The sequence below is a fragment of the Streptomyces sp. NPDC000075 genome (genome assembly GCF_040301925.1).
GTDB classification, from domain to species: domain Bacteria; phylum Actinomycetota; class Actinomycetes; order Streptomycetales; family Streptomycetaceae; genus Streptomyces; species Streptomyces polychromogenes.
Genome location: NZ_JBEPFL010000004.1, coordinates 327,738 through 353,143 on the forward strand (window position 1 = coordinate 327,738; position 25,406 = coordinate 353,143).

At 74.1% G+C, this 25,406-nt stretch carries 21 protein-coding genes; 11 read left to right on the plus strand and 10 right to left on the minus strand.

Annotated elements, in window-relative coordinates:
• Nucleotides 1-12: 12 nt before the first annotated feature.
• Nucleotides 13-519, plus strand: coding sequence for a DoxX family protein (locus ABT403_RS07535; RefSeq protein ID WP_344163658.1), 507 nt, complete (start codon nt 13-15; stop codon nt 517-519).
• Here the strand turns inward: ABT403_RS07535 and ABT403_RS07540 are convergent.
• Both ABT403_RS07540 and ABT403_RS07545 read right to left on the minus strand, forming a co-directional pair.
• Nucleotides 465-689 carry a hypothetical protein gene (locus ABT403_RS07540; protein WP_344163661.1) on the minus strand — a complete coding sequence of 75 codons (225 nt, stop codon included), beginning with the start codon at nt 687-689 and terminating at the stop codon, nt 465-467. The genes ABT403_RS07535 and ABT403_RS07540 overlap by 55 nt on opposite strands.
• Nucleotides 676-1,974, minus strand: a complete 1,299-nt coding sequence (locus ABT403_RS07545; protein WP_344163664.1) for a PspC domain-containing protein — start codon at nt 1,972-1,974, stop codon at nt 676-678. The genes ABT403_RS07540 and ABT403_RS07545 overlap by 14 nt, the downstream gene beginning before the upstream one ends.
• A gap of 131 nt (nt 1,975-2,105) precedes the next feature.
• Here ABT403_RS07545 and ABT403_RS07550 point away from each other — a divergent pair, with 131 nt between their 5' ends.
• From ABT403_RS07550 to ABT403_RS07560, 3 genes are all read left to right on the plus strand, one after another.
• Complete coding sequence (locus ABT403_RS07550) at nt 2,106-3,401, plus strand: PspC domain-containing protein (RefSeq protein WP_344163667.1); 1,296 nt, start codon at nt 2,106-2,108, stop codon at nt 3,399-3,401.
• Nucleotides 3,398-4,108 carry a LuxR C-terminal-related transcriptional regulator gene (locus tag ABT403_RS07555; protein WP_344163670.1) on the plus strand — a complete coding sequence of 237 codons (711 nt, stop codon included), beginning with the start codon at nt 3,398-3,400 and terminating at the stop codon, nt 4,106-4,108. The genes ABT403_RS07550 and ABT403_RS07555 overlap by 4 nt, the downstream gene beginning before the upstream one ends.
• Before the next feature lie 110 nt (nt 4,109-4,218).
• Nucleotides 4,219-5,331, plus strand: coding sequence for an alpha/beta hydrolase (locus ABT403_RS07560; protein ID WP_344163673.1), 1,113 nt, complete (start codon nt 4,219-4,221; stop codon nt 5,329-5,331).
• Between the two features lie 36 nt (nt 5,332-5,367).
• Here ABT403_RS07560 and ABT403_RS07565 read toward each other — a convergent pair whose 3' ends face one another.
• Together ABT403_RS07565 and ABT403_RS07570 are read right to left on the minus strand one after the other, a co-directional pair.
• Entirely contained in the window at nt 5,368-6,438 is a 1,071-nt protein-coding gene (locus ABT403_RS07565) for a C40 family peptidase (RefSeq protein ID WP_344163676.1), read from the minus strand.
• A gap of 118 nt (nt 6,439-6,556) precedes the next feature.
• A complete protein-coding gene (locus tag ABT403_RS07570) occupies nt 6,557-6,913 on the minus strand; it encodes a hypothetical protein (RefSeq protein ID WP_344163679.1) in 357 nt (118 codons plus the stop codon).
• 95 nt (nt 6,914-7,008) lie between these two features.
• On the opposite strand from ABT403_RS07570, the gene pcrA reads away from it, so the two are divergent.
• Nucleotides 7,009-9,498 carry a DNA helicase PcrA gene (pcrA, locus tag ABT403_RS07575; protein ID WP_344163682.1) on the plus strand — a complete coding sequence of 830 codons (2,490 nt, stop codon included), beginning with the start codon at nt 7,009-7,011 and terminating at the stop codon, nt 9,496-9,498.
• 63 nt (nt 9,499-9,561) lie between these two features.
• On the opposite strand, the gene ABT403_RS07580 is transcribed toward pcrA, so the two are convergent.
• From ABT403_RS07580 to ABT403_RS07590, 3 genes are all read right to left on the minus strand, one after another.
• Nucleotides 9,562-11,058, minus strand: a complete 1,497-nt coding sequence (locus tag ABT403_RS07580) for a M23 family metallopeptidase (RefSeq protein WP_425580243.1) — start codon at nt 11,056-11,058, stop codon at nt 9,562-9,564.
• Nucleotides 11,059-11,270: 212 nt separating this feature from the next.
• Nucleotides 11,271-11,642, minus strand: coding sequence for a hypothetical protein (locus tag ABT403_RS07585; protein ID WP_344163685.1), 372 nt, complete (start codon nt 11,640-11,642; stop codon nt 11,271-11,273).
• Nucleotides 11,643-11,673: 31 nt separating this feature from the next.
• Nucleotides 11,674-12,528, minus strand: a complete 855-nt coding sequence (locus ABT403_RS07590; protein ID WP_344163688.1) for an alpha/beta fold hydrolase — start codon at nt 12,526-12,528, stop codon at nt 11,674-11,676.
• A gap of 212 nt (nt 12,529-12,740) precedes the next feature.
• Between ABT403_RS07590 and icmB the strand changes: the two genes are divergently transcribed.
• Complete coding sequence (gene icmB / locus ABT403_RS07595; protein WP_344163691.1) at nt 12,741-13,145, plus strand: coenzyme B12-dependent isobutyryl CoA mutase small subunit; 405 nt, start codon at nt 12,741-12,743, stop codon at nt 13,143-13,145.
• Between the two features lie 100 nt (nt 13,146-13,245).
• Here the strand turns inward: icmB and ABT403_RS07600 are convergent, their stop codons facing one another.
• Both ABT403_RS07600 and ABT403_RS07605 read right to left on the minus strand, forming a co-directional pair.
• Complete coding sequence (locus tag ABT403_RS07600; RefSeq protein WP_344163694.1) at nt 13,246-14,811, minus strand: DUF5691 domain-containing protein; 1,566 nt, start codon at nt 14,809-14,811, stop codon at nt 13,246-13,248.
• 276 nt (nt 14,812-15,087) lie between these two features.
• Complete coding sequence (locus ABT403_RS07605) at nt 15,088-16,428, minus strand: SWIM zinc finger family protein (protein WP_344163697.1); 1,341 nt, start codon at nt 16,426-16,428, stop codon at nt 15,088-15,090.
• Between the two features lie 134 nt (nt 16,429-16,562).
• Between ABT403_RS07605 and ABT403_RS07610 the strand changes: the two genes are divergently transcribed.
• The 5 genes from ABT403_RS07610 to sucD all read left to right on the plus strand — a co-directional run bounded on the left by ABT403_RS07610 (nt 16,563) and on the right by sucD (nt 23,549).
• A complete protein-coding gene (locus ABT403_RS07610; protein WP_344163700.1) occupies nt 16,563-17,669 on the plus strand; it encodes an ATP-binding protein in 1,107 nt (368 codons plus the stop codon).
• The gene (locus tag ABT403_RS07615) at nt 17,666-19,960 is read left to right on the plus strand and encodes a DUF5682 family protein (protein ID WP_344163703.1); all 2,295 of its coding nucleotides are present in this window, start codon (nt 17,666-17,668) and stop codon (nt 19,958-19,960) included. The genes ABT403_RS07610 and ABT403_RS07615 overlap by 4 nt, the downstream gene beginning before the upstream one ends.
• A 92-nt stretch (nt 19,961-20,052) precedes the next feature.
• Entirely contained in the window at nt 20,053-21,192 is a 1,140-nt protein-coding gene (locus tag ABT403_RS07620) for a VWA domain-containing protein (RefSeq protein WP_344163706.1), read from the plus strand.
• 266 nt (nt 21,193-21,458) lie between these two features.
• Nucleotides 21,459-22,637, plus strand: coding sequence for an ADP-forming succinate--CoA ligase subunit beta (gene sucC, locus ABT403_RS07625; RefSeq protein ID WP_344163709.1), 1,179 nt, complete (start codon nt 21,459-21,461; stop codon nt 22,635-22,637).
• 21 nt (nt 22,638-22,658) lie between these two features.
• Nucleotides 22,659-23,549 carry a succinate--CoA ligase subunit alpha gene (sucD, locus tag ABT403_RS07630; protein ID WP_045952187.1) on the plus strand — a complete coding sequence of 297 codons (891 nt, stop codon included), beginning with the start codon at nt 22,659-22,661 and terminating at the stop codon, nt 23,547-23,549.
• Between the two features lie 93 nt (nt 23,550-23,642).
• Here sucD and ABT403_RS07635 read toward each other — a convergent pair whose 3' ends face one another.
• Nucleotides 23,643-25,349, minus strand: a complete 1,707-nt coding sequence (locus tag ABT403_RS07635; protein WP_344163728.1) for a helix-turn-helix domain-containing protein — start codon at nt 25,347-25,349, stop codon at nt 23,643-23,645.
• Between the last annotated feature and the right edge of the window lie 57 nt (nt 25,350-25,406).

The following is a 25,406-nucleotide window of genomic DNA, read 5'->3' on the forward strand; positions in this document are numbered from 1 at the left end:
AGACATGGCCGCGTGAACCGAACTGACGTCCCCTCCGGTGTGCGGTCCACACCGTGGAGAGAACTCGCCTCCCGCCATGCCCTCCTCCCGCTGCGGATCTTCCTCGGCGTGACCTTCGTCTACGCGGGCCTCGACAAACTGACCACCTCGGGTTTCCTCGCCGCCTCCGGCTCCGGCTCGATCGGCGAGCAGATGCGCGGCGTGCGCGACACCGCCGCGATCCCGGCCCTGGTGGACCTCGCCCTGACGGCACCCGCCGGGTTCGGCCTGGCCATCGCCCTCGGAGAGCTCCTCGTCGGCCTCGGCGTCCTGGCCGGGCTGCTGACCCGGCTCGCGGCCGCCGGCGGCGCGCTGATCTCGCTGAGCCTGTGGCTGACGGTGTCCTGGGCCGTGACCCCGTACTACTACGGCAACGACCTGGTCTACCTGATGGCCTGGCTCCCGCTGGTCCTGGCCGGGGCGCCCTACTGGTCCCTCGACTCGCTGATCCGGTCGCGCCGGTCCCGCCGTACCGCGTAGGTCACCAGACCGACCAGGGCGGCCAGGACCAGTCCGCCGAAGGCCATCGGGACCACCAGGAACCACGGCAGGTCGGTCTTCCCGGCCGCGTCGAGCAGGTACAGCACGCCCGCCGCGGTCAGGACCAGGCCGGCCAGCAGCCTTCCCGGCTGGAACTCATGACGCCGCACGGGCCACCTCCACCTGTCCCACACCCGCGTCCAGGTGCAGCTCGATCGTCCCGCCGGCCTCGGTGCCGGCGGTGGGGGGCAGGGTCGCCTGCCGGTTCTCCCCGCCGCTCTTGATCCGTACGGAGCGGTCGCCGGGGAGCTGGATGTCGCCGAGCCGGATCGTGACGTCGGCCTTCGCGGTGACCTCCCGGGGGACGACCACCTTCAGCCGGCCCGCCTCGATGGAGGCGCGGACGGAGACGGTGGTGCCCTTCGGGACGTCCAGCCGGCTCAGGTCCAGCGTGGCCAGGCCGGTGCCGGACGAGTAGGCGGGCCGGACGTCGGCCACGGCGGCCGGCCGCCAGTCGACGTCGTGCCACTCCGTGCTCACCTCGCGCGGCAGGGCGGTCGCCGCCGCGAGCAGCCCGGCGGTGACCAGGCCCAGCAGGATCGTGCCGAAGCCGGTGCGGCCCTTGAGGGAGCTGACGGCCAGGCCCAGCCCGAAGACGGCCAGCGCGCAGGCCAGGCCGACCTGGAGGGCGTGCCCCAGCGGGCTGCCGTGCCATACGGAAGCGGTGCCGGCGCCGCCGGCGAGCAGGGCCAGGACGAACACCCGGCCGCCGATCCCGCCGCGTCCCTGCCCGCGGGCGGGCGCGGCCTGCGGCTTCGCCGGCGATCCGGCGGGCGCCTCGTCCGCGCGGCCCCCGGCGGCGTCGTCCGGGCCCCACAGGTAGCCGGTGGAGCCGACGGGGCCGGTGGTGCCGTCCTTCACCAGCGGATCGCGCCACCACGACGGGCTGCTCGGCACGGGCGGCGCCTGCGTCTCCGGCGGCGCCGGACGGTGCGAGCCCGGGGCCTCCGCCTCGGGGGCGGGGGCGTGCCGGTGGCGGCGCGACCAGTACGCGGCCCCGCCGAGGGCCAGGATGACCAGGACGGAGAACCCGCCCATCACCCCGTTGTCGAGCATCGACAGGAACAGCGCGCAGCCCACCAGGGCGCTGAACACGGCGGCCAGGGTGGTCCCCTCGATCCGGCCGGTCAGCAGCTTGCGGCCCTCGGCCTCCTCCTCGCCCTCCAGGGGCAGCAGCAGCCAGGCGAAGCCGTAGAAGACCAGGCCGACGCCGCCGGTGACGGCGAGCACCCCGAGCACGATCCGGAAGACCACCGGGTCCAGGTCGAAATACCGGCCCAGGCCGCCACAGACGCCCGCGAGGACCTTGTCGCGCTTGCTGCGGCGCAGGGTCGGCCGTTCGGCGGGTGCCGGTGCCCCCGGATCAGCGGGCGGGGCGTCGTGTACGTCGGTCATGGATCCATGGTGACCGCCCGTCCGGCCGCCCGGCACCGGGCCCGACCCTGGCGCAACCCTGATATCCCCCCGACGGAAGTGGGGGGATGCCCTGATGCCCCCGTGCGTCCGGGCGTGTGACCCTTGGTGACATGCCCGCAGCAGCCGCCGCCCGTACCCCGCACGCAGCCGACCCCGACGAGACCCCGCAGCGCAAGCTCTACCGCAGCGCCGACGGACGGATGCTCGGCGGAGTCGCGCGCGGTCTCGCCGGGCACCTCGGGCTGCCCGTCCTGTGGATCCGGCTGGCCTTCCTCGCCATGTTCATGTGGGGCGACGGGCTGGGCGTGCTGCTCTACGCCGCGTTCTGGGTGTTCGTCCCGCTCGGCGTCGGCGGCAGCAGCGGCCACCACTCCTTCTTCGAGACCCTCACCGACGGCACCCGGCGCCTGCGCAAGCCCGACAAGGGCGCGGTCTCCGGCCTGATCGCCCTGGCCGTCGGCGCCGGCATCTTCTTCTCGCAGCTGCGCGTCGGCGGGGCTAACGGCCGCTACATCTGGCCCACCCTGCTCGTCGGGGCCGGCGTCGTCCTCGTCTGGCGGCAGGCCGACAACGCCCGCCGCGCCAACTGGGGCCCCGCCGGGGACAAGCGCAAGCGGCTGCTCCAGCTGGCCCGGGCGCTCGCCGGAGTGGTGCTCGTCGGCGTCGGCCTGACCGTCTTCATCGTCGTACGGGGCTCGGCCGCCCAGCTCGGCAACCTCCTCACCGCCGTCCTCGCCGTCCTCGTCGGCATCGCCCTGCTCGCCGGGCCCTGGCTGATCCGGATGACCCAGGACCTCTCCGAGGAGCGGCTGATGCGCATCCGCGCCCAGGAGCGCGCCGAGGTCGCCGCCCACGTCCACGACTCCGTGCTGCACACCCTCACCCTGATCCAGCGCAACGCCGAGGACGTCGGCGAGGTCCGCCGCCTCGCCCGCGCCCAGGAGCGGGAGCTGCGCAACTGGCTGTACAAGCCCGAGGGCACCGGCAAGGACGAGGCCGAGGAGCCGGCCACCCTCGCCGAGGCCGTCAAGAAGGCCGCCGCCGAGGTCGAGGACCACCACGGCGTCCCGATCGAGGTGGTCGTCGTCGGCGACTGCCCGCTGGACGAGAAGCTGGGCGCGCAGATGCAGGCCGCGCGCGAGGCGATGGTCAACGCCGCCAAGTACGGTGGCGAGGGCGGCCCCGTCCAGGTGTACGCGGAGGTCGAGGGGCGCACCGTGTTCGTGTCCGTCCGCGACCGGGGGCCGGGCTTCGACATCGACGCGGTACCGGGCGACCGCATGGGCGTACGAGAATCGATCATCGGCCGGATGCAGCGCAACGGCGGGACCGCCCGGCTGCGCTCCGCGCCCGACGGCGGCACGGAAGTGGAACTGGAGATGGAGAGGGTGGCGAACGCGGCATGACGGGCACGACGGGTACGACCGGGGGCAGCGCTGTGAACGACGGGGCCAGGAGGGTCCGGGTGGTGCTCGTCGACGACCACCGCATGTTCCGCACGGGCGTGCAGGCGGAGATCGGGGAGACGGCCCGCACCGGCGTCGAGGTCGTCGGGGAGGCCGCCGACGTGGACCAGGCCGTCACCGTCATCACCGCCACCCGGCCCGAGGTGGTCCTCCTCGACGTCCACCTGCCCGGCGGCGGCGGGGTCGAGGTGCTGCGGCGCTGCGCCCCGCTGATGGCGGCCGCCGAGAACCCCGTACGGTTCCTGGCGCTGTCGGTGTCGGACGCCGCCGAGGACGTCATCGGGGTGATCCGGGGCGGTGCCCGCGGCTACGTCACCAAGACCATCACCGGCACCGACCTGGTGGACTCCGTCTTCCGGGTCCAGGACGGGGACGCGGTGTTCTCGCCGCGGCTGGCCGGCTTCGTGCTCGACGCCTTCGCCTCCACGGACGCCCCGCCGGTCGACGAGGACCTGGACCGGCTCACCCAGCGCGAGCGGGAGGTGCTGCGGCTGATCGCGCGCGGGTACGCGTACAAGGAGATCGCCAAGCAGCTGTTCATCTCGGTGAAGACGGTCGAGTCGCACGTCTCGGCCGTACTGCGCAAGCTCCAGCTCTCCAACCGGCACGAGCTGACCCGCTGGGCCACCGCCCGGCGCCTGGTCTGACCTGCGGGTGAACCGGGAGTGACACCCCGGGGCCCGGCCCCGGGGTGTGATCCACGACGCAGTGCGGGAGGGCAACCGGACGGCGTCGCGGCGGCCTCTTGGGTGGCGTGATGAGCCTGACGGGGACCCCTCTCTTCGCGACGGTGATCGGCCTGGCGCTGATCGCCGTCGTCCTGCCGCTGACCGTGTGGGGCAAGGTGCGCGGCCCCGCCGCCGCACGGGTGGCCGTCCGCGCGCTGATGGTGGTCTTCGCGCAGGTCACCGCCGTCGCCCTGGTGTTCGTCGCGGTCAACCGGGACATGAACTTCTACGCCTCCTGGGGCGACCTGATGGGCACCGGCAGCTACGTCCAGGCCGCCCCCGACCTCGGCCCCGACGGCATGGGCGGCAAGAAGGCCGAGCAGGTCAGGCAGGAGCCCAAGGTCCGCCAGGACTTCCAGCCCGTCGAGGGCCTCGGCGGGCGCGTGCGGAAGACCGAGCTCGACGGGAAGATCTCCGGGGTCAAGGGTGACGTCATGGTGTGGCTGCCGCCGCAGTACGACGAGCCGGCCTACAAGGACAAGAAGTTCCCCGTCGTCGAGCTGATCCCGGGCATACCCGGCACGGGCAAGTCCTGGTTCCAGGGGCTCAAGGCGCACGAGGTGCTGGAGCCGCTGATGAAGGAGGGCAAGGTCCAGCCCTTCATCCTGGTCTCCCCGCGCGCCATGCTGCTCGGCAACGCCGACACCGGCTGCGCCAACATCCCCGGCAAGGTCAACGCCGACAGCTGGTTCAGCGTCGACGTCCGCAAGATGGTCACCGACAACTTCCGCGTCTCGGACGAGCCCCGCACCTGGGGCGTCGCCGGCTACTCGGCGGGCGCCTACTGCGCCGCCAAGCTGGCCATCCTGCACCCCGACCGCTACGGCGCGGCCGTCTCCCTGTCCGGCTACAACGACCCCGGCCAGGAGCCCACCTCGCTGGTCGCCAAGGACCCGGAGCTGCGCCGGACCCACAACCTGAAGGAACTGCTCAAGACCCAGCCCGCGCCGCCCGCCGTCGCGCTGTGGATGTCGGGGGCCGAGCAGGACGGCTACCTGTCCGGTATGGACCTCAAGGGGCTCGCCCAGAACCCGACCACCGTGCACGCGGAGAAGGTCACCGGCGGCCACAACCTGGAGTCCTGGTCCAAGCAGCTGCCGCAGACCTTCGGCTGGCTGAGCCAGACCGTCAAGGCGCCGTAGCCCCCGTCACGGCTCTATACCGGGTCTATGCCGGGTCTATGCCGGGCGGGAGGCTCCGGCCCAGGGCATCGAGTCGACCGGCGCCAGCCGGACCGTGGAGCCGGGGCGCGGGGCGTGGATGATCTGGCCGCCGCCGACGTACAGGCCCACGTGCGTGACGCCGGAGTAGTAGAAGACCAGGTCGCCGGGGGCCAGCTGGTCGCGGGAGATCCGCCGGCCGGCGTTGATCTGGGTGTAGGTGGTGCGGGGCAGGGAGACCCCGGCCGCGCGCCAGGCCGCCTGGGTCAGCCCCGAGCAGTCGAACGAGCCCGGGCCGGTCGCCCCCCAGATGTACGGCTTGCCGATCGCCCCGTACGCGAACGCCACCGCGTGGGCCGCGCGCGAACCGTCGGCGGGGGCCGGTGCCGGGGCGCCCGCCTGCCCGGCCGGAGCCATGCCCGCGGGCCGGGCCGCCGGATCCGCCCCGCCGCCGTGCCGCGCCTCGTACGCCGCCCGCTCCTCGGCGCTGAGCCGGGCCAGCAGCCGCTGGGCGGTGGCCAGCCGGTCCTCGATGACGGACTTCTGCCGGGCGAGCTCGTCCCGCCGGGCACGCACCTCCGTCAGGCGCCCGTCGGCCTGCGCGCGCAGCCGGCCGACCTCGTCGAGCCCGCGCCGTACGGAGGCCACCTCGGCCGCGGTCCGGTCGCCGGCCCGGGTGAGGAGGGAGGCCCGCTCCAGGTAGTCCTGGGGGTCGGAGGCGAGCGCCAGCTGGACGGCGGGGCCCAGGCCGCCGCTGCGGTACTGGCCCGCGGCGACCGAGGCGAGCGCGCTGCGGGCCGCGCCGAGCCGGTCCGCCTTGCGCGCGGCCTCCTCCTGGAGCCCGGTCAGCGCCCGCTCGGCCTCGTCGGCCCGGACCTTCGCCCCGTTGTAGCTCTCCGTCGCCGCCTCGGCCTCCTCGTAGAGCCGGTCGACCTCCGCCTTGACCTGGGCGGGGGTCTGCTGCGGCTCGGCGTGCGAGGTGCCTTCGAAGGCGGTGGCGGTGGCAGCGCCCGCGAGGGCGAGGGTGGCGGCCGTCCGGACGGTGCCGCCGGAGAACGGGCGCTGCCTGGGCTTTCGATGACTGGCCACGGGGGCCTCACGTCCTTCCGTCGGTCCCGCAGGTCTCGGGGGAGGACGCTAAACCTGGAGGTCACGGGGAAAGGGCGAGATGATCAGAACTGGCCGCGTCTTGTCCGCGGCTGTCCGCTCAGTGCCAGAGCAGGGCGATGAAGATGTTGGCCACGGTCAGCCCGCCGACCGCGCCGAAGAGCCCCTTCTCGACGTGCTCCTCGTCACGCTTGACGTAGACGAGCGCCAGGATCACGAAGAGGACCGCCAGCTTCACGCCGATCTTGATGTTGTTGAGGGGGGCGCCGTCGCCCATCTCGTGGAAGCCGACCAGCAGCACGCCGGTGACGAGCATGGTCAGCGCGCCGTGCAGCATCGCGGGCACGAAGCGCGCGGTGCCGGCGCCCATCGCCTTCATCTGGGTCAGGAAGCCGCCCAGGAGGGAGGCTATGCCGATGATGTGCAGGCCGACGAAGACGTTGGTGAGGACAGTCATGGCGCCGAGCCTACGGGGTGCCCCTCCGGCTCCCGACGGCGGATTTCCCCGGGGCGGGGCCGCCTGTCGGTCCCGGCCTCTAGACTCGGATGGCGATGAGCAGCCTCTTTGACGACAGCTTCCTGGCCGACCTCACCCCCTCCGACGAGGTCCCGCCGCCGCCCGAGGAGCACCACGCCCCCGAGGAGGGCACGGACGACCTCTTCGGCGGCCGCTTCGACCTGCCCGCGAGCGCCGACGCGTACTACCGCGACGGTGCCCCCCGGCCCGTCATCGACCCCGCCACCCTCCTGGACGGGCTGAACGAGCAGCAGGCCGCGGCCGTGGTGCACGCGGGCTCCCCGCTGCTCATCGTCGCCGGCGCCGGCTCCGGCAAGACCCGCGTGCTGACCCACCGCATCGGCCACCTGCTGTCCGCGCGGCACGTCCACCCCGGCCAGATCCTGGCGATCACCTTCACCAACAAGGCCGCGGCCGAGATGAAGGAGCGCGTCGAGAACCTCGTCGGCCCGCGCGCCAACGCCATGTGGGTCTCCACCTTCCACAGCGCGTGCGTACGCATCCTGCGCCGCGAGTCCAAGCGGCTCGGGTTCACCTCCTCGTTCTCGATCTACGACGCCGCCGACTCCAAGCGGCTCATGGCGCTGGTCTGCCGCGACCTCGACCTGGACCCGAAGAAGTTCCCGCCCAAGTCCTTCAACGCCAAGATCTCGAACCTCAAGAACGAGCTCATCGACGAGGACGCCTTCGCCGCCCAGGCCGCCGACGGTTTCGAGAAGACCCTCGCCCAGGCCTACGCGATGTACCAGGGGCGGCTGCGCGAGGCCAACGCCCTCGACTTCGACGACATCATCATGACCACGGTCCACCTCCTCCAGGCCTTCCCGGACGTGGCCGAGCACTACCGGCGCCGCTTCCGCCACGTCCTGGTCGACGAGTACCAGGACACCAACCACGCCCAGTACACGCTGGTGCGCGAACTGGTCGGCCCCGGATACCCGGACCTGCCGCCCGCCGAACTGTGCGTGGTGGGCGACGCCGACCAGTCGATCTACGCCTTCCGCGGCGCGACCATCCGCAACATCCTCCAGTTCGAGGAGGACTACAAGGACGCGACGACGATCCTGCTGGAGCAGAACTACCGCTCCACGCAGACGATCCTGTCCGCCGCCAACGCCGTCATCGAGCGCAACGAGAACCGCCGCGCCAAGAACCTGTGGACCCAGGCCGGCAGCGGCGCCGTCATCACCGGCTACGTCGCCGACACCGAGCACGACGAGGCCCAGTTCGTCGCCGACGAGATCGACCGGCTGACGGACGCGGGCGACGCCAAGGCCGGAGACGTCGCGATCTTCTACCGGACCAACGCCCAGTCCCGCGTGTTCGAGGAGATCTTCATCCGCGTCGGACTGCCCTACAAGGTCGTCGGCGGCGTCCGCTTCTACGAGCGCAAGGAGGTCCGGGACGTCCTGGCCTACCTGCGCGTCCTGGCCAACCCCGAGGACAACGTCCCGCTGCGCCGCATCCTCAACGTGCCCAAGCGCGGCATTGGCGAGCGCGCCGAGGCGATGATCGACGCCCTCGCGCTCCGCGAGAAGATCACCTTCCCGCAGGCCCTGCGCCGGGTGGACGAGGCCTTCGGCATGGCCGCCCGCTCCACCAACGCCGTCAAGCGGTTCAACACCCTGATGGAGGAGCTGCGCACGATCGTCGACTCCGGCGCCGGCCCGGCCGTGGTGCTGGAGGCGGTACTGGAGCGCACGGGCTACCTCGCCGAGCTCCAGGCCTCCACCGACCCGCAGGACGAGACCCGGATCGAGAACCTCCAGGAGCTCGCGGCGGTCGCCCTCGAATTCGAGCAGGCGAGGGACGAGGAGAGCCCGGGCACCCTGGCCGAGTTCCTGGAGCAGGTCGCGCTCGTCGCCGACTCCGACCAGATCCCGGACGAGGACCCGGACGGCTCGGGCGTCATCACGCTGATGACCCTGCACACCGCCAAGGGCCTGGAGTTCCCGGTGGTCTTCCTGACGGGCATGGAGGACGGGGTCTTCCCGCACATGCGCGCGCTGGGCCAGACCAAGGAGCTGGAGGAGGAGCGCCGCCTCGCCTACGTCGGCATCACCCGCGCCCGCGAGCGGCTGTACCTGACCCGCTCCAGCATGCGCAGCGCCTGGGGCACCCCCTCGTACAACCCGCCCTCGCGGTTCCTGGAGGAGATCCCGGCCGAGTACCTCCAGTGGAAGCGGACGGGAGCCGCGCAGAAGCCGGCCGGTCCGATGCGCGGCTCCGGCTACGGGTCCTCGTCCTCCGGTTCGGGCAAGGCCTCGTTCGGGACCTCGCCCGAGGCGTTCCTGTCCTCGTCGCGCTCCCGCTCCTCGGGCCCGTCCGGGTTCGCGACGCGCCGCGCCGCCGACAAGCCGGTCATCGCGCTGGCCGTCGGGGACCGCGTGACGCACGACCAGTTCGGGCTGGGCACCGTCATGGAGGTCCGGGGGGCCGGCGCGGACGCGCAGGCCACCATCGACTTCGGGGACGACAAGCCGAAGCGGCTGCTCCTGCGCTACGCGCCGGTGCAGAAGCTGTAGGCCCCAGGGGCCCCAGGGGGCGGCGCCTCCTGGGGGCCCGGGCTTCCTGGGGGCCCGGGCTTCCTACGTGGGGTCCAGGCCGTGGTTGCGCAGCCAGGCCAGGGGGTCCACCGCGGAGCCGCCGCCGGGCCGGACCTCGAAGTGGAGGTGCGGTCCGGTGGAGTTGCCGGAGTTGCCGGAGTACGCGATGACGTCGCCGGCCTTGACCGGACCGGACCGGATCTTGGTGCTGCTGAGGTGGCAGTACCAGGTCTCGGTGCCGTCGGGGGAGGTCAGGATGGCCATGTTCCCGTAGGCGCTGTTCCACTGGGTGCGCATGGTGCCGTCGGTGGCGGCCATGACCGGGGTGCCGTAGGAGACGGGGAAGTCGATGCCGGTGTGCACGGACATCCACATGCCGCCGGCCTGCCCGAACATGGCGCTCAGGCCGTGCTGGGTCACGGGGATCGCGAACTTCGGGCGGGCCGCCTCCTTGGCCGCCGCCTCCTCGGCCCGCTTCTTCTTGTCCGCTTCCTGACGCTGCTTGAGGTCGATCCGCTCTTGGGTGCGGCTCGCGCGGTCGGCGAAGTCGCCGGCGTCGGCGCTGAGGGCGGCCAGCTGCGTGTCGAGCTTGTTGTTCGCCGCGACCGGCTTCACCGACGCCGGGTCGGGGGCGGCCATCGTGGTCGTGTCCTCGGACGGCTTGTCACCGCCGGTCAGACCGCCGACGGAGGCGGCCGCGACTCCCGCGACGCCCATCACGCAGACGGAGGGCACCGCCACGGTCAGCAGGGCGGACCGCTTGGCCGGCGTACGGCGCCGGGCGCTGCCCGCCTTGTCCTTGCCGCCGCCCTTGGCCCCGCCCCGGCCGCCGGCCCGGCGCGCGGAGCGCGGCTCGGCGGCGGCGGAGGTGAGGGGCGTCGCCTGCGTGGGCAGGTCGTGCGCGGCGTCGGTGAACTGCGGCTCCTCGTCCTCGTACCCGAACTCGTACCCGCTCTCGTCGGAGGCGGCGAGGCCGTGGCCGAGGGGCTCGAAGACGGAGGTCTCGTCGTCGGCGTACGCGTCGGCGGTGGCCTCCGCGGAGGTGGTGTCGGTGAACACCGTGCCGTCGGCGCTGTTCCAGGCGGTGGCGTCGTAGGCGCCGGTGTCCTGGCCGTGGCCCTGCCCGTAGCCGGAGAAGTCCCACTGGCCGGTCTGCTCGGAGCCCGCGGCCTCGTAGCCGAACCCGGCCGAAGCGTGGCCGGCGCCTTCGGAGTGCGCGGAGTTCCAGGCGCTCGCGTCCCAGGAGCCGGTCGTGTCCTCGGGGACGGTCTGGGCCGGGACGCTGGAGAGGTAGGCCTGCTGCGAGGTCCAGGCGGTGGCGTCGTAGGCGCCGGTGTCGGCGGACGAGGGGTACGCGCCGTAGGAGTCGTAGGAGTCGTAGGTCCCGTAACTGCCCGAGGAGGCGTAGTCCGTGACGTACTGATAGCCCTGGCCCTGCGTTTCGTAGGAAACCTGGGTCTGGTCACCAGCGAAAGTGGTGGTGGAAAGGCCGTCGTGCCCCATTCCGGGGTACTGGCCCGACGTCGGGCGGTCGTTCACCAACTTCTCTTTCGCCTCGGCAGTGGGGGGCCTGGGTGGCCGGGGAACTCGAGGTTCACCGGAGGAGAGCAGTGGCGTGACTGTACCCGGCGGTTACTCGCCTCGACAATCTTCGGCGGGTTTCGTCCTCGCGGGAACCGGGCATTCGGCCGCCTTTCGGTCGCCGAAACACCGAGCCTTGGCCTTGAGTTCGAAATTCGTTCGACTGGGAATCATCCGGTGTTGTAGGCGAACGCGAGGAGCAGCGCGAACGGCACCGGCACCAGCGCGGCCGACCGCAGCCAGGCTCCTCGGCGCGCCTTCGCAGGCAGGACGGCGTCGACGACGAACACCGCGCCGACCAGCAGCACACCCGTCACGACCAGCAGGAACAGCACCGCCGTGGAGTGGTCGAGGGTGTGGAAGTCGCAGTTGGCCAGGTCCGGTCTCGCGAGGTCGGACGTGCTGTGGCAGTCCATGGGCAGGTACTCGGTCAGGACCCACCACCCCAGGTGGAGCGGCACGACGGCGGGCACGCCGAGGGCCAGGTTCGCCAGCACCGGCGCGAGCACTCCGCGCCGCGCCGCAGCGCCCTCCCCGGCCATCCGTCCCCCCGTCTCACAAACCTCCGGGGGCTCAGACGACCATGCCCTCCCCTCCGGTTCCGGTGGACGGGAGTTTTCTCGCCGGCCCCGTGGAAGCTCCCGCCCCTCCTTCGGCCCCGGCGCCGGCGTCGCGCACCGGGCCGTCGAGGGCGCGGCGCACGGCGGTGATGACGGCGGGGTGCACGGGCAGGGCGAGGTGCCCGATCCCGGTGACCTCGACGTTCACCGCGTCCAGGTCCGGGTGCTCGATCCGGGCCGTCCCGGTGGGGGCCATCAGGGCGTCGTACGCGCTCCAGAAGGCCACGCACCGGGTCCGGCAGCCGGGCGCGGGCGCGCGCAGCTCGGCCATCACCGGGGAGTCGGGGCGCATCTGGCGGACCAGGGGGTGGGCGTCCATGAAGGGGGCGACCCGAGTCCCGCCGTGCGGGGTGCCGAGGGTGACCAGCGTCCGCACGCGGGCGTCACCGCCGAGCCGCTGGACGTAGTACCGCCCGACCAGACCGCCCAGGCTGTGCCCCACGAGGTCCACCCGCTCCTGGCCGCTGCGCTCGCACAGCTCCTCGACGCGCCGGGCGAGATGGCGGGCGGTGGCGCGCAGGTCGACGGTGAAGGGGGAGTAGTTGTACGTCTCCACGCGCCGCCGGCCCCCTGCGCCGAGGGCGCGGCGCAGCAGCACGAACACGGACCGGTTGTCGGTGAACCCGTGCAGCAGCAGCACGGGCGGCATCTGTCCCCCGGTCCCGGAGGTCCTCGCCGCCCTGCGCTCCTCCCGGACTCCACTCGGGTAGAGGAGCATGTGCCCGGCGAGCACCACCGCCTCCAGGACCGCGGCCCGCAGGGCGGCCCCCGAGCGCGGGACGGGCAGCGGTGCGATCGTCAGCCCCATCGACGGCCTCCCCTGGACCTCTTGGGTACGGGGCCGTGCCGGCTGCCGACGTGGCCCCGCCACCGTGCCGTGCGGCTGTCGGCGCGGTGGCGGGGCGACTGGGCGAGGTGAATCAACGGCGTCCCACGTGTGATTTCCCCCTCCCGCTTGACCGTGAAACGGTGCGGTGCGCAATGCTGTACTTAACGTTCGTTCACTCGGGAGGCAGTGCGATGGGTGTGACCGGTCCGATCCGTGTGGTGGTGGCCAAGCCGGGTCTTGACGGCCACGACCGCGGGGCCAAGGTGATCGCGCGGGCGCTGCGGGACGCGGGCATGGAGGTCATCTACACGGGCCTGCACCAGACCCCCGAGCAGATCGTGGACACCGCGATCCAGGAGGACGCCGACGCCATCGGCCTCTCGATCCTCTCGGGCGCGCACAACACCCTGTTCGTCCGGGTGCTGGAGCTCCTGAAGGAGCGGGACGCGGAGGACATCAAGGTCTTCGGCGGCGGGATCATCCCGGAGGACGACATCGCCCCCCTGAAGGAGAAGGGCGTGGCCGAGATCTTCACGCCGGGCGCGACGACGACGGCGATCGTCGACTGGGTCAACACCCACGTCCGCCAGGCCTAGCCCGTCTCTTCCGGATCTTCCTCCCCCAGCGGCGGCCGGGGGAGGAACCGGTGAGGGGCGGGGCGGGGTTACGGCCCCGCGCAGCCCCCGGCCGGCGGCGTCAGGCCTCCGGCGCCAGCTCCGCGAGCATCGCGGCCCGCATCCGCAGCGTCGCCACCAGCCGCTGGAACGCCTCCGCCCAGTACGCGGCGGCCCCGCCTTCCTCGTCCGCGACCTCGACGGCGTCCACGAGCCCTTCCAGCCGCTCCGCCTCGGCGGGATCGAGGCAGCGCTCCGCCAGCCCCATCACCCCGCTGAAGCTCCACGGGTAGCCCCCCGCGACCCGCGCGGCGTCCAGCGCGTCCACCACCGCCCGGCCCAGCGGCCCGGCCCACGGCACCCGGCAGACCCCCAGCAGCTGGAACGCCTCCGACAGCCCGTGCGCCCGTACGAACTCCGCGACCCACTCGGCCCGTTCCCCCTCCGGCAGGGTCTCCAGCAGTTTGGCCCGCTCCGCGAGTGACGCCGTGCCCGGCCCCGCCGCCGGCGGCGCCGACGCCGCGCCGAGCAGGGCCTTCGACCACCGCGCGTCCCGCTGCCGCACCGCCGCCCGGCACCAGGCGGCGTGTATCTCCTCCGCCCAGCCCCCGGGCACCGGCAGCGCCACGATCTCCGCCGGGCCCAGCCCCCCGAACCGCTCGCGCCAGCGGGACAGCGGGGCCGCCTCCACCACCTGGCCGAGCCACCACGCCCGCTCGCCGCGCCCCGCGGGCGGCCGCTTGACCACCCCGTCGCGCAGCATTCCCGCGTCGCACTCCGCCGGCGGCTCCACGGCCTCCGGGCCCACGCAGGCCAGCGCCCGCTCCGCCATCCGGCCCGCCAGCGCCGACTCCGGCAGCGCCGAGAGCAGCTCGGCGGCCGTCGCCCGGACGTTGCGGCTGCGGTCGCCCAGCGCCGCCTCCAGGAAGGGTTCGTCCGCCATCGACAGCCCGGTCCGCAGCGAGTCGAGGAACATCAGCCGGTCCTCGGCCCGCTCGGTGGCCCAGGTGCTGGCCAGCAGCCGGGTCGCGGCCGCCCCGTCGTGGGCCCGTACGGTGCCCAGCAGGGCGACCCGTTCCGCGAAGAGCCCCTCCTCCCAGAGCCGGGCCACCCCCTCCCCGTCGGCGGGGTCGGGCAGTTCGCCGGCGCCGCCCGCCGCCCCGCGCAGCGCGAACCGCCACTCCGGATTCAGCCGGGCCAGCCACAGCCCCCGCGCCCCGGCCAGGGCCAGTGCCTGCGGGCGCAGGTCGGTGCGGGCCCGGGCCGCGTCCAGCAGCGCCGGGACCAGGGCCGACGGTGCCCGGTAGCCGTGCCGTCCGGCGGCGGCCAGCCACTGCGGGAGCAGCTCCGTCAGATCCGGGGCGGCCCCCCGTCGCCCGGTCCCGCCCCCGCTCGTACGGTCCGCGAGCAGGTGCGCGAGCCGCCGCCGGGCGGCCTCCGGCGGCGCCGGGCGCGGATCCCGTGGCGCGGGGTCCGGCCGCCGGGCCGCCGGCGCGGGCCGCAGCCCGGCGCGGCGGCACAGCGTCCGCACGGCCGCGGCGTCGAGCAGTGCCTCCGGTGTGCCGCCCCGCCGCTCGGTGCCCAGCAGCGCGGCGGTGACCAGCTCCTCCCAGTCCGCGTCCGCGTATCCCTCGCCGGCCCGGCCCATCAGGCCCCTCCCTCGTCAGTACCCATCGGTCGTCGGTCGTCGGTCTTCGGGCGTCCTTCGCGCCCGCGCGGGCTCCGGTCCCGCCCCCTCCGCGGGACCGGAGCCGCGGGCGTGCCGCGTGAACCTCGTTCAGCTGGCGTGGTTGTCGTTCATGAAAGCCCCCCGGCTTCTCGTCAGCGCGTCGGCGCCCCCGCGCCTCCGCGTCCTCCATGTCGGTCTGCGAGACGGCATGGATCCCCCCAGGCCCCCTGCGTTGTCGGTTGGTCGCGCCCTTCGTCAGATCAGCGGCACCGGCTCGGAGGAGCCGGGCTGCCAGGCGGTCAGCGGAGTGAAGCCGCGGTGGCCGCACTCGCCGAACACCGTGACCGGACCGCCGCCCGAGAGGGCGGCCAGCTGCCACAGCGCGGGCCGCGAACGGCCCCCGCCGGACGCCACCGGCAGTGCGGACGCCCCCTCCGCGTCCGCGAGCTGCCAGGGCCCGTCACCCGCCTCACCCGGTATCGGGATCACCGGGCCCAGCACCACCGGCCAGGAGTCCAGCCACGGGTCCTCCCGCAGCGCGCCCCCGTAGGCCTCCAGGGCCTCGCCGGTGCTCACCCCGGCCGGAGCCCGGACGAGGTCCGCGGCCGCGGCCGCGGTACGGTCCCCCAGGTCCGCCCGGAGCCCCGCCGATCCGGGCCGGAAGCGGGCTTCCGCCTCCAGCACCAGTCCGACGGGCAGCGCCAGCCCCGGCGCCCTCCCGGGCGGCCCGAAGTCCAGCACCAGTGCCGGCCGTCCGCTCTCCAGCCCGCGCAGCCATATCCGGCGGGTGGTGAGACGGCCGTCCGGGGACACCGAGTCGTACTGGGCGAGTACGAGCCAGCGGTCCCGGACGGTCTCCCCCTCCGCCGAGGACGGCAGCCCCACCCGGTTCCGGACGGTCGCGGCCAGCGGCTCCGGCAGACCGGACACCCCCGCCCAGGCCCGGTCCAGCAGGTGCAGCAGCGCGAACTCCTCAAGCATCCGGGCGGGCCAGCCGGGGCCGCAACCGGGTATTGTCCCCAACTCCCTTACCCGGGCGGCCAGTCCGGGCGCCTGGGCGTCGACCATCCGGGCCGCTGTCTCATCCCACGGGGCGTACCCCGCCTGACCCTGCCCGGCTATGCCGCCGCGCAGCAGGTCTTCGAGCCGCCGCTCCAGCTCGGAGACCCCCGCCCCGACCCGCTCGGCGCGCCGCTCGGCGCGCTTGCGGGCCGCCTCGGCGTCCACCGGAGCGGACGCCGGCCGCGCGGCCTTCACCGCGCGCTCCGCCAGCCACTCCGCCGCCCAGTCCGGCGCCGCGGCCGGATCGCCCAGCCCCTGCGCCGACCAGAGCAGCAGCAGCCCCAGCGCGTGCTTGCACGGGAACTTCCTGCTGGGACACGAGCACTTGTACGCGGGCCCCGTCAGGTCGACGACCGTCCGGTACGGCGTACGGCCGCTGCCCTTGCACAATCCCCACACCGAACCGGAAGCGGAACCTCCGGTCTGCGACCACGGACCCGCCCCGCCGAGCCTGCCCCCCGCCTTCCGCGACGCTTCGTCAGGAGCCAGAGCCAGTACCTGTTCCGCCGTCCAGCGGACCCCCTGCTCAGTCATGGGAACCACCGTAGAGACCCCCACTGACAATCGCTCTGACCTGCAACGACGCCTCAAGCGAAGGGTGTTGTCAGTGGCATGGTGCACGGTGGGTGCAGCAGTCGGGAGCGGCTGCCGAGCACTGGAGGGGGACCATGAGCACGCACGGGAACGGCACCGGAACCGAGGCACTGCGCCCGCACGCCGAGGACGCCTTCGCGCACGAACTGAAAGCCCTGGAAGCCGCCGACGACCGGCCCCGCCCGGCCCGCTGGAAACTCTCCCCCTGGGCCGTGGCCACCTACCTCCAGGGCGGCACCCTCGCCGACGGCACCGTCATCACGCCCAAGTACGTCGGCCCGCGCCGGATCGTCGAGGTCGCCGTCACCACCCTCGCCACCGACCGCGCCCTCCTCCTGCTCGGCGTCCCCGGCACCGCCAAGACCTGGGTCTCCGAGCACCTCGCCGCCGCCGTCAGCGGGGACTCCACCCTGCTCGTCCAGGGCACGGCCGGCACCCCCGAGGAGGCCATCCGCTACGGCTGGAACTACGCCCGCCTCCTCGCCGAAGGCCCGAGCCGCGCGGCCCTCGTGCCCAGCCCCGTCATGCGGGCCATGGCCCAGGGCATGACCGCCCGCGTCGAGGAGCTCACCCGCATCCCCGCCGACGTCCAGGACACCCTCATCACCGTCCTGTCCGAGAAGACCCTCCCGATACCGGAGCTCGGCGAGGAGGTGCAGGCCGTGCGCGGCTTCAACCTCATCGCCACCGCCAACGACCGCGACCGGGGGGTCAACGAACTGTCCAGCGCGCTGCGCAGGCGCTTCAACACCGTCGTCCTGCCGCTGCCCGCCACCGCCGACGCCGAGGTGGACATCGTCGCCCGCCGCGTCGACCAGATGGGCCGCGCGCTGGACCTGCCGGCCGTGCCCGAGGGACTGGAGGAGATCCGCCGGATCGTCACCGTCTTCCGCGAGCTGCGCGACGGGGTCACCGGGGACGGCCGCACCAAGGTGAAGTCGCCCAGCGGCACGCTGTCCACCGCCGAGGCCATCTCCGTGGTCACCGGCGGCCTCGCCCTCGCCGCGCACTTCGGGGACGGCGTCCTGCGCCCCTCCGACGTGGCCGCCGGGATCCTCGGCGCCGTGGTCCGCGACCCGGCCGCCGACCGGGTGGTCTGGCAGGAGTACCTGGAGACGGTCGTCCGCGAGCGCGACGGCTGGAAGGACTTCTACCGCGCCTGCCGGGAGGTGACGGCATGAGCCCGCGGGGCGCGGGGCCGCTGCTCCTCGGGGTCCGCCACCACGGGCCGGGCTCGGCGCGGGCGGTGAGGGCCGCGCTGGACCGGGCGCAGCCGCGGGCCGTGCTGATCGAGGGGCCGCCCGAGGGGGACGCCCTGCTGGAGCTGGCCGCCGATCCGGGGATGCGGCCGCCGGTCGCGCTGCTCGCGCACGCGGCGGACGATCCGGCCCGGGCCGCGTTCTGGCCGCTGGCCGGCTTCTCCCCGGAGTGGGTCGCCATCCGCTGGGCCCAGGCCCGGGACGTCCCGGTGCGCTTCATCGACCTCCCCGCCGCGCACACGCTGGCCGCGCCGGAGGCGGAAGAGGACGCCGCGCCGGAGGCGGAAGAGGACGCCGCGCCGGGCGGCGCCGGTGGGCTGCCGGTGGATCCGCTGGCGGTGCTCGCGGAGGCCGCCGGATACGAGGACGCGGAGCACTGGTGGGAGGACGTGGTCGAGCACCGGGGCGGCGGGGCGGCGCGGGATCCGCTGGCCGCCTTCGATGCCCTCGCCGAGGCCATGGGGGCCCTGCGCGAGACCTACGGGGACGGCGGCCGGCCCCGTGACCTGGTCCGCGAGGCGTACATGCGGCAGCGGATGCGGGCCGCCCGCCGGGAGTTCGGCGACGACTACGCGGTGGTGTGCGGCGCCTGGCACGTTCCGGCGCTGCGGGCCGGGGCGACGGTCGCCGCGGACAGGGCGCTGCTCACCGGGCTGCCCCGGACCAGGGTGGAGACCACCTGGGTGCCCTGGACCCACCGCAGGCTCGCCCGGGCCGGCGGATACGGCGCGGGCATCACCTCGCCGGGCTGGTACGCGCACCTGTTCGCCGCCCGGGACCGGCCGGTCGAGCGGTGGCTGACCAAGGTGGCCGGGCTGCTGCGGGAGGAGGACCGGCAGGTCTCCCCGTCCCATGTGATCGAGGCGGTCCGGCTGGCCGAGACCCTGGCGGCCGTCCGGGGCCGGCCGGTGCCCGGGCTCGCCGAGACCCTGGAGGCGGTGCGGGCCGTGATGTGCGACGGCTCCGACATACCGCTCGCGCTGGTCGAGGACCGGCTCGTCGTCGGGGACGTGCTCGGCGAGGTCCCGGACGCGGCGCCCGCCGTACCGCTCCAGCGGGACCTCACCCGCCGGCAGCGCTCGCTGCGGCTGAAGGCGGAGGCCCGGGAGCGGGAGCTGGAGCTGGACCTGCGCAAGGAGGCGGACGCGGCCAAGTCCCTGCTGCTGCACCGGCTGCGGATGCTCGGGGTCGACTGGGGCGTGCCCACGGCCTCCCGGGGCGGGACGGGCACCTTCCGGGAGACCTGGCGGCTGCGCTGGGAGCCGGAGCTTTCGGTGCGGGTCGCCGAGGCGGGGATCTGGGGCACCACCGTGCCGGGGGCGGCGGTGGCCAAGGCGGAGGCGGAGGCGGCGGGCGCCGGGGAGCTGGGGGAGGTCACGGCGCTGGCCGAGCGGTGCCTGCTGGCCGGGCTGTCGCAGGCCCTGCCCGCCGTGCTGCGGGCGCTGGCCGACCTGGCGGCGCTGGACACCGATGTGGCGCGGCTGGCGAAGGCGCTGCCGGCGCTGGCCCGTTCGCTGCGGTACGGGGACGTGCGGGGTACGGACTCGGCGGCGCTCGGCACGGTCGCCGCCGGGCTGGCGGAGCGGATCTGCGTGGCCCTGCCGCCGGCCTGCGCGGCCGGGCTGGACGCCGACGGGGCGGCGGAGCTGCGGAGCCATCTGGACGGGGTGCACGGGGCGGTCGCCCTGCTGGCCGACGCGGGCGGGGGGCTGCGGGAGCGCTGGGCGGACGTCCTGCGGAAGCTGGCCGGGCGGGACACCGTGCCCGGGCTCATACGCGGCCGGGCGGTACGGCTGCTGCTGGACGACGGGCGGCTCCCGCCCGGGGAGACGGCCCGCCTGATGGGGCTCGCCCTGTCCCCGGCGGTCCCGCCGGGTGACGCGGCGGGCTGGATCGAGGGGTTCGCCGGCGGCGGCTCCGGCGGCGGGACGCTGCTGGTCCACGACGAGCGGCTGCTGGGCCTGATCGACGCCTGGCTGGTGGCGGTCCCCGAGCGGGCCTTCGTCGACGTACTGCCGCTGCTGCGGCGGACGTTCGGGGCGTACGAGCCGGGGGTGCGGCGGACCCTGGGCGAGCTGGCCCGGCGCGGCCCGGGCACCCGGCGGACACCGGCCGGCGCCGGCCCGGCGCCCGAGGGCTTCGCCCCGGACCTGGACCCGGCCCGCGCGGCCGCGGTGACGGAGGTGGTCCGCCTCCTCCTGGGTGCGGCATGACCCTGCCCGGGCGGGGCGGGGCGGGGACGGTGGGGGCGGCGTCCTCCCGAGGGCAACGAGTCAAAGGGGATCGGCAGATGACGGAGAGCGGCATGGAAACCGCCGGAGGCGAGCGGCTGCGGCGCTGGCGGATGGTGCTCGGCGGGGGAGAGGGCGACGGGACGGGCCGGGCCCTGGGCGGGGCCGACGCCGCGATGGACGGGGCGCTGGCGGCGCTCTACGGAGGCGGGGACGGCAAGGGCCCGGGCGAGCGGACGGCGGGCCTCGGCGGGTCCGCGCCGCGCGTGGCGCGCTGGCTCGGGGACATCCGTACGTACTTCCCCGCCCCCGTGGTCCAGGTCATGCAGCGGGACGCCATCGAGCGGCTCGGCCTGTCCACTCTGCTGCTGGAGCCGGAGATGCTGGAGGCCGTCGAGCCGGACGTGCACCTGGTCGGGACCCTGCTGTCACTGAACAAGGCCATGCCCGACACCACGAGGGAGACGGCGCGGGCCGTGGTCCGCACGGTGGTCGGCCGACTGGAGGAGCGCCTCGCGAGCCGGACCCGGGCCACCCTCACGGGCGCCCTCGACCGGTCGGCCCGGATCAGCCGCCCCCGCCACCGGGACATCGACTGGGACCGGACGATCCGCGCGAACCTCAGGAACTACCTCCCCGAGCACCGCACCGTCGTGCCCGAGCGGCTCGTCGGATACGGCCGCGCCTCCCAGGCGGTGAAGAAGGAGGTGGTCCTCTGCATCGACCAGTCGGGCTCGATGGCGGCCTCCGTCGTCTACGCCTCCGTCTTCGGGGCGGTCCTGGCGTCGATGCGGTCGATCGCCACCCGCCTGGTCGTGTTCGACACGGCGGTGGTCGACCTCACCGACCGGCTCGACGACCCGGTGGACGTCCTCTTCGGCACCCAGCTCGGCGGCGGCACCGACATCAACCGCGCCCTCGCCTACTGCCAGTCCAGGATCACCCGTCCTGCCGACACGGTCGTGGTCCTGATCAGTGATCTCTACGAGGGCGGGATACGCGACGAGATGCTGAAGCGGGTCGCCGCGATGAAGGCGGCGGGCGTGGAGTTCGTGGCCCTGCTCGCGCTGTCCGACGAGGGCGCCCCCGCCTACGACCACGAGCACGCGGCGGCCCTCGCCGCGCTGGGCGCCCCGGCCTTCGCCTGCACGCCCGACCTGTTCCCGGAGGTGATGGCGGCCGCTCTGGAGAAGCGCCCGCTGCCGGTCCCGTGAGGGGCCGCCGGGAATCGGCGGATCGCACGAAGACGCAGTTCCGCAGTGAGGCGATCTGTGACAGGTATCACCGCTCAGGTGTGATCTGTGATTTAGGGTCCTACGGCCCTCGGGGATAACCTGCGAGACGGACATGCCGCGTCCACGGTCACCGTGTGCGCCTCCCCAGTGACAGCGCCGTCACGTTGCCCTCCGCGGCACGCCCACGCAGATAGCAGACAAACCGCGAATCACTGCGAATCTTTGAAGACAAGGGACGGACGCGCGTGGACCTGTTCGAGTACCAGGCGAGGGACCTCTTCGCCAAGCACGGTGTACCGGTGCTGGCCGGTGAAGTGATCGACACGCCTGAGGCGGCTCGCGAGGCCACCGAGAAGCTGGGCGGCAAGTCGGTCGTCAAGGCCCAGGTGAAGGTCGGCGGCCGTGGCAAGGCCGGCGGCGTCAAGCTCGCCGCCACCCCGGACGAGGCCGTCGCCCGCGCGACGGACATCCTGGGCATGGACATCAAGGGCCACACGGTCCACAAGGTGATGATCGCCGAGACGGCTCCCGAGATCCTCGAGGAGTACTACGTCTCGTACCTGCTCGACCGCACCAACCGCACCTTCCTGGCCATGGCCTCGGTCGCGGGCGGCATGGACATCGAGCAGGTCGCCGAGGAGACCCCGGAGAAGCTCGCGAAGGTCCCGGTCAACGCCAACGAGGGCGTCACGATCGAGAAGGCCCGCGAGATCGTCGCCCTGGCGAAGTTCCCGGCCGAGGTCGCCGAGAAGGTCGCCGAGGTCCTCGTGACCCTGTGGCAGACCTTCATCGCCGAGGACGCGCTCCTCGTCGAGGTCAACCCGCTGGCGAAGGTCGCCTCCGGCGACGTCATCGCCCTCGACGGCAAGGTCTCCCTGGACGAGAACGCCGAGTTCCGCCAGCCGGGTCACGAGGAGTTCGTGGACCACGCGGCCGCGAACCCGCTCGAGGCCGCCGCCAAGGAGAAGGGCCTCAACTACGTCAAGCTCGACGGTGAGGTCGGCATCATCGGCAACGGCGCGGGTCTCGTCATGAGCACCCTCGACGTCGTCGCCTACGCCGGTGAGAACCACGGTGGCGTCAAGCCCGCCAACTTCCTGGACATCGGCGGTGGCGCCTCCGCCGCCGTCATGGCCAACGGCCTGGAGATCATCCTCGGCGACCCGGACGTCAAGTCCGTGTTCGTCAACGTCTTCGGTGGCATCACCGCCTGTGACGAGGTCGCCAACGGCATCGTCCAGGCGCTGCAGCTGCTCGAGGACCGGGGCGAGGCGGTCACCAAGCCGCTGGTCGTCCGCCTCGACGGCAACAACGCCGAGCTGGGTCGCAAGATCCTCTCGGACGCCAACCACCCGCTGGTGCAGCGCGTGGACACCATGGACGGCGCGGCCGACAAGGCCGCCGAGCTCGCGGCTGCGAAGTAAGGGCAGAGGTCACAGACTCACATGGCTATCTTCCTCAACAAGGACAGCAAGGTCATCGTCCAGGGCATGACCGGTGCCACGGGCATGAAGCACACCAAGCTGATGCTGGCTGACGGCACCAACATCGTCGGTGGCGTGAACCCGCGCAAGGCCGGCACGACCGTCGACTTCGACGGCACCGAGGTCCCGGTCTTCGGCTCCGTCGCCGAGGCGATGGAGAAGACGGGCGCCAACGTCTCCGTCCTCTTCGTCCCGCCGGCGTTCGCCAAGGCCGCCGTCGTCGAGGCCATCGACGCCGAGATCCCGCTGGCCGTCGTCATCACCGAGGGCATCGCGGTGCACGACTCCGCCGCCTTCTGGGCGTACGCGACCGCCAAGGGCAACAAGACCCGCATCATCGGCCCGAACTGCCCGGGTCTGATCACCCCCGGCCAGTCCAACGCCGGCATCATCCCGGGCGACATCACCAAGCCCGGCAAGATCGGCCTCGTGTCCAAGTCCGGCACGCTGACCTACCAGATGATGTACGAGCTGCGCGACATCGGCTTCACCTCCGCCGTCGGCATCGGTGGCGACCCGGTCATCGGCACCACGCACATCGACGCCCTGGAGGCCTTCGAGGCCGACCCGGAGACCGAGCTCATCGTCATGATCGGCGAGATCGGCGGCGACGCCGAGGAGCGTGCGGCGGACTTCATCGCGAAGAACGTCACCAAGCCGGTCGTCGGCTACGTCGCGGGCTTCACCGCCCCCGAGGGCAAGACCATGGGCCACGCCGGCGCCATCGTCTCCGGCTCCTCCGGCACCGCGCAGGCCAAGAAGGAGGCCCTTGAGGCCGCCGGCGTCAAGGTCGGCAAGACGCCGACCGAGACGGCCAAGCTCGCGCGCGAGATCCTCGAAGGCGCCAAGTAAGCGCTGAGGTCCTCCCCGCGCTACGGCTGCACGGGCGTGGCCCGCACCCCCCGGGGTGCGGGCCACGCCCGTTTCGCGTTTCGCGCCGGCCGTTCACTCCAGCGACGGGTGGATCCGGTGGGGGCCGGCGGCCGGGTCGGCGCGGAGCTTGTCCTGGAGGGCCCGGCTCGTCTCGGTCAGCCGCGGCGGGCCGGCCAGCGCCGGGACCCCGGAAACACTGGCGCCCGGCGCGACCGGCGCCTCGTAGTGGTCGGGCGCGGTGACGGTGGTGTAGCCGGTCGCGACGGCGATCACCGCCGTCAGGACGAGCGCGGCCCGCGCCCAGCGGCGCGCGCGGAGTTCGCTGACCGTGCGGACGGTGGCCGCCGGGGGCGGATCCAGCGGCACGGCGGGCCGCACCGCGCCGAGCCACGCGCGCAGCACGGCCGACTGCTGCTCCGGGGGGACGCCGGCCAGGCCGGGGAGCCGGGCGGCGAGGTCGGCGTGGGCGTGGAGCAGCCGGTTGCCGGTGGTGGGGGTGCTGGCCTCGGTCTCGGCGGCCGTGTCCGGCAGGTCGAGGCCGACGCCGTCGTAGAGCAGCACGGTCCGGCGGTGCGCGGCCGGCAGGGCGAGCAGGGCGCCCAGCAGGATGCGGTCGTTGGGGTCGGCGGGGGCCTTGTCGGGGCGGCCGAGGGTGCGGTGGGCCCGGCGGAGCCGGCGCCAGGGGGAGAGCGCGTACTCGTACGCGGCCGCGCGCACCCAGCCCACGGGGTCGGGGTCGGTGGCCACCTCGGGCCACTGCGCCCAGGCCTGACGGAACGCCGTCTCCACGGCCTCCTGCGCGAGGCCGCGACGGCCCGTCAGGAGGTAGACCTGGCGCACCAGTGCGGGAGCGGAGTAGCCGTAGAGCGCGTCGAACGCCTCGGCGGGCCGCCTCGGCCGCCGGGCCGCTCGGGGGGCGCCGGCCCGCTCGCCGCCGTCCTGCGGCGTGGACGCGGGTGCGGGCGCGGGGGCAGGGGCAGGGGCCTGCGGCCCGGGCGCGGGGGCATCCGCCGGGGCGTGGCCGTCCGCGCCTGCGGCGGGTCGGGTGTCCGCCGTGGTGAGGCCCGGGGCGGCGGTGGCCGGCGGTGCGTCCGCCGGGGGACGGCCCGGGGCGGCGGGGGCCTGGGCGTGGGCCGGTGACGTGCCGTCGGCCGGGGGGCCGGCCGGTGAGGTGACGGCCGGGCCCACCGCACCCTCGGGCGTGCCGTGGTGCGGTGGGGCGGGGGGCCGGGTGAGGTCGTCCGGCAGGGCCCAGGCCGGGGTGTGGGCGGGAGGCGGGGGGAGGGGATCCGCCGTGGCGCGGGCGGCCGGGGAGGCCGGTACGGGTGTGGGCGCGCCCGCCGGGGTGGGGCGTGGTGCGGCCGGGCCCGGTGTGCCGACGGGTGGTGACGGGGCGTCCGCCGGGGGGTGGGGCTGGGGGGCGGCCGCCGCCGGGGCGGTGGCGGGTCGTTCCGGGTGGGCGGGGGAGTGGCGGGGCGGGGTGGAAGGGGGCTTCGGGGCGCGTTTCGCGGCGCGTCTGGGGCGGGTGTTCGGGCCGGCCGCCGGCCGGCCCGCGCCCGCGCGCGCGAGGCGGTCCAGGAGGTCCGCGTACGCCTCGCGCGTGCGCGCGCCCGGTTCCGTACGGCCCGTCTCCCACGAGCGGACCGTGCCGGCGGTGACCCCCAGCTCCGAAGCGACCTGTTCGTGCGTCAGTTCGCCCGACTCGCGCAGCCGGCGGCGCTCCTTGGGCGGCGGCAGGCCCCGCTCCGAGTGAGAGCCCGTCTCGACGTCTGGTGTCATGTCACACTCCCCGCGACCTGGCAGCACAGCACTGGGCGATAAAGTACATAAACGTAT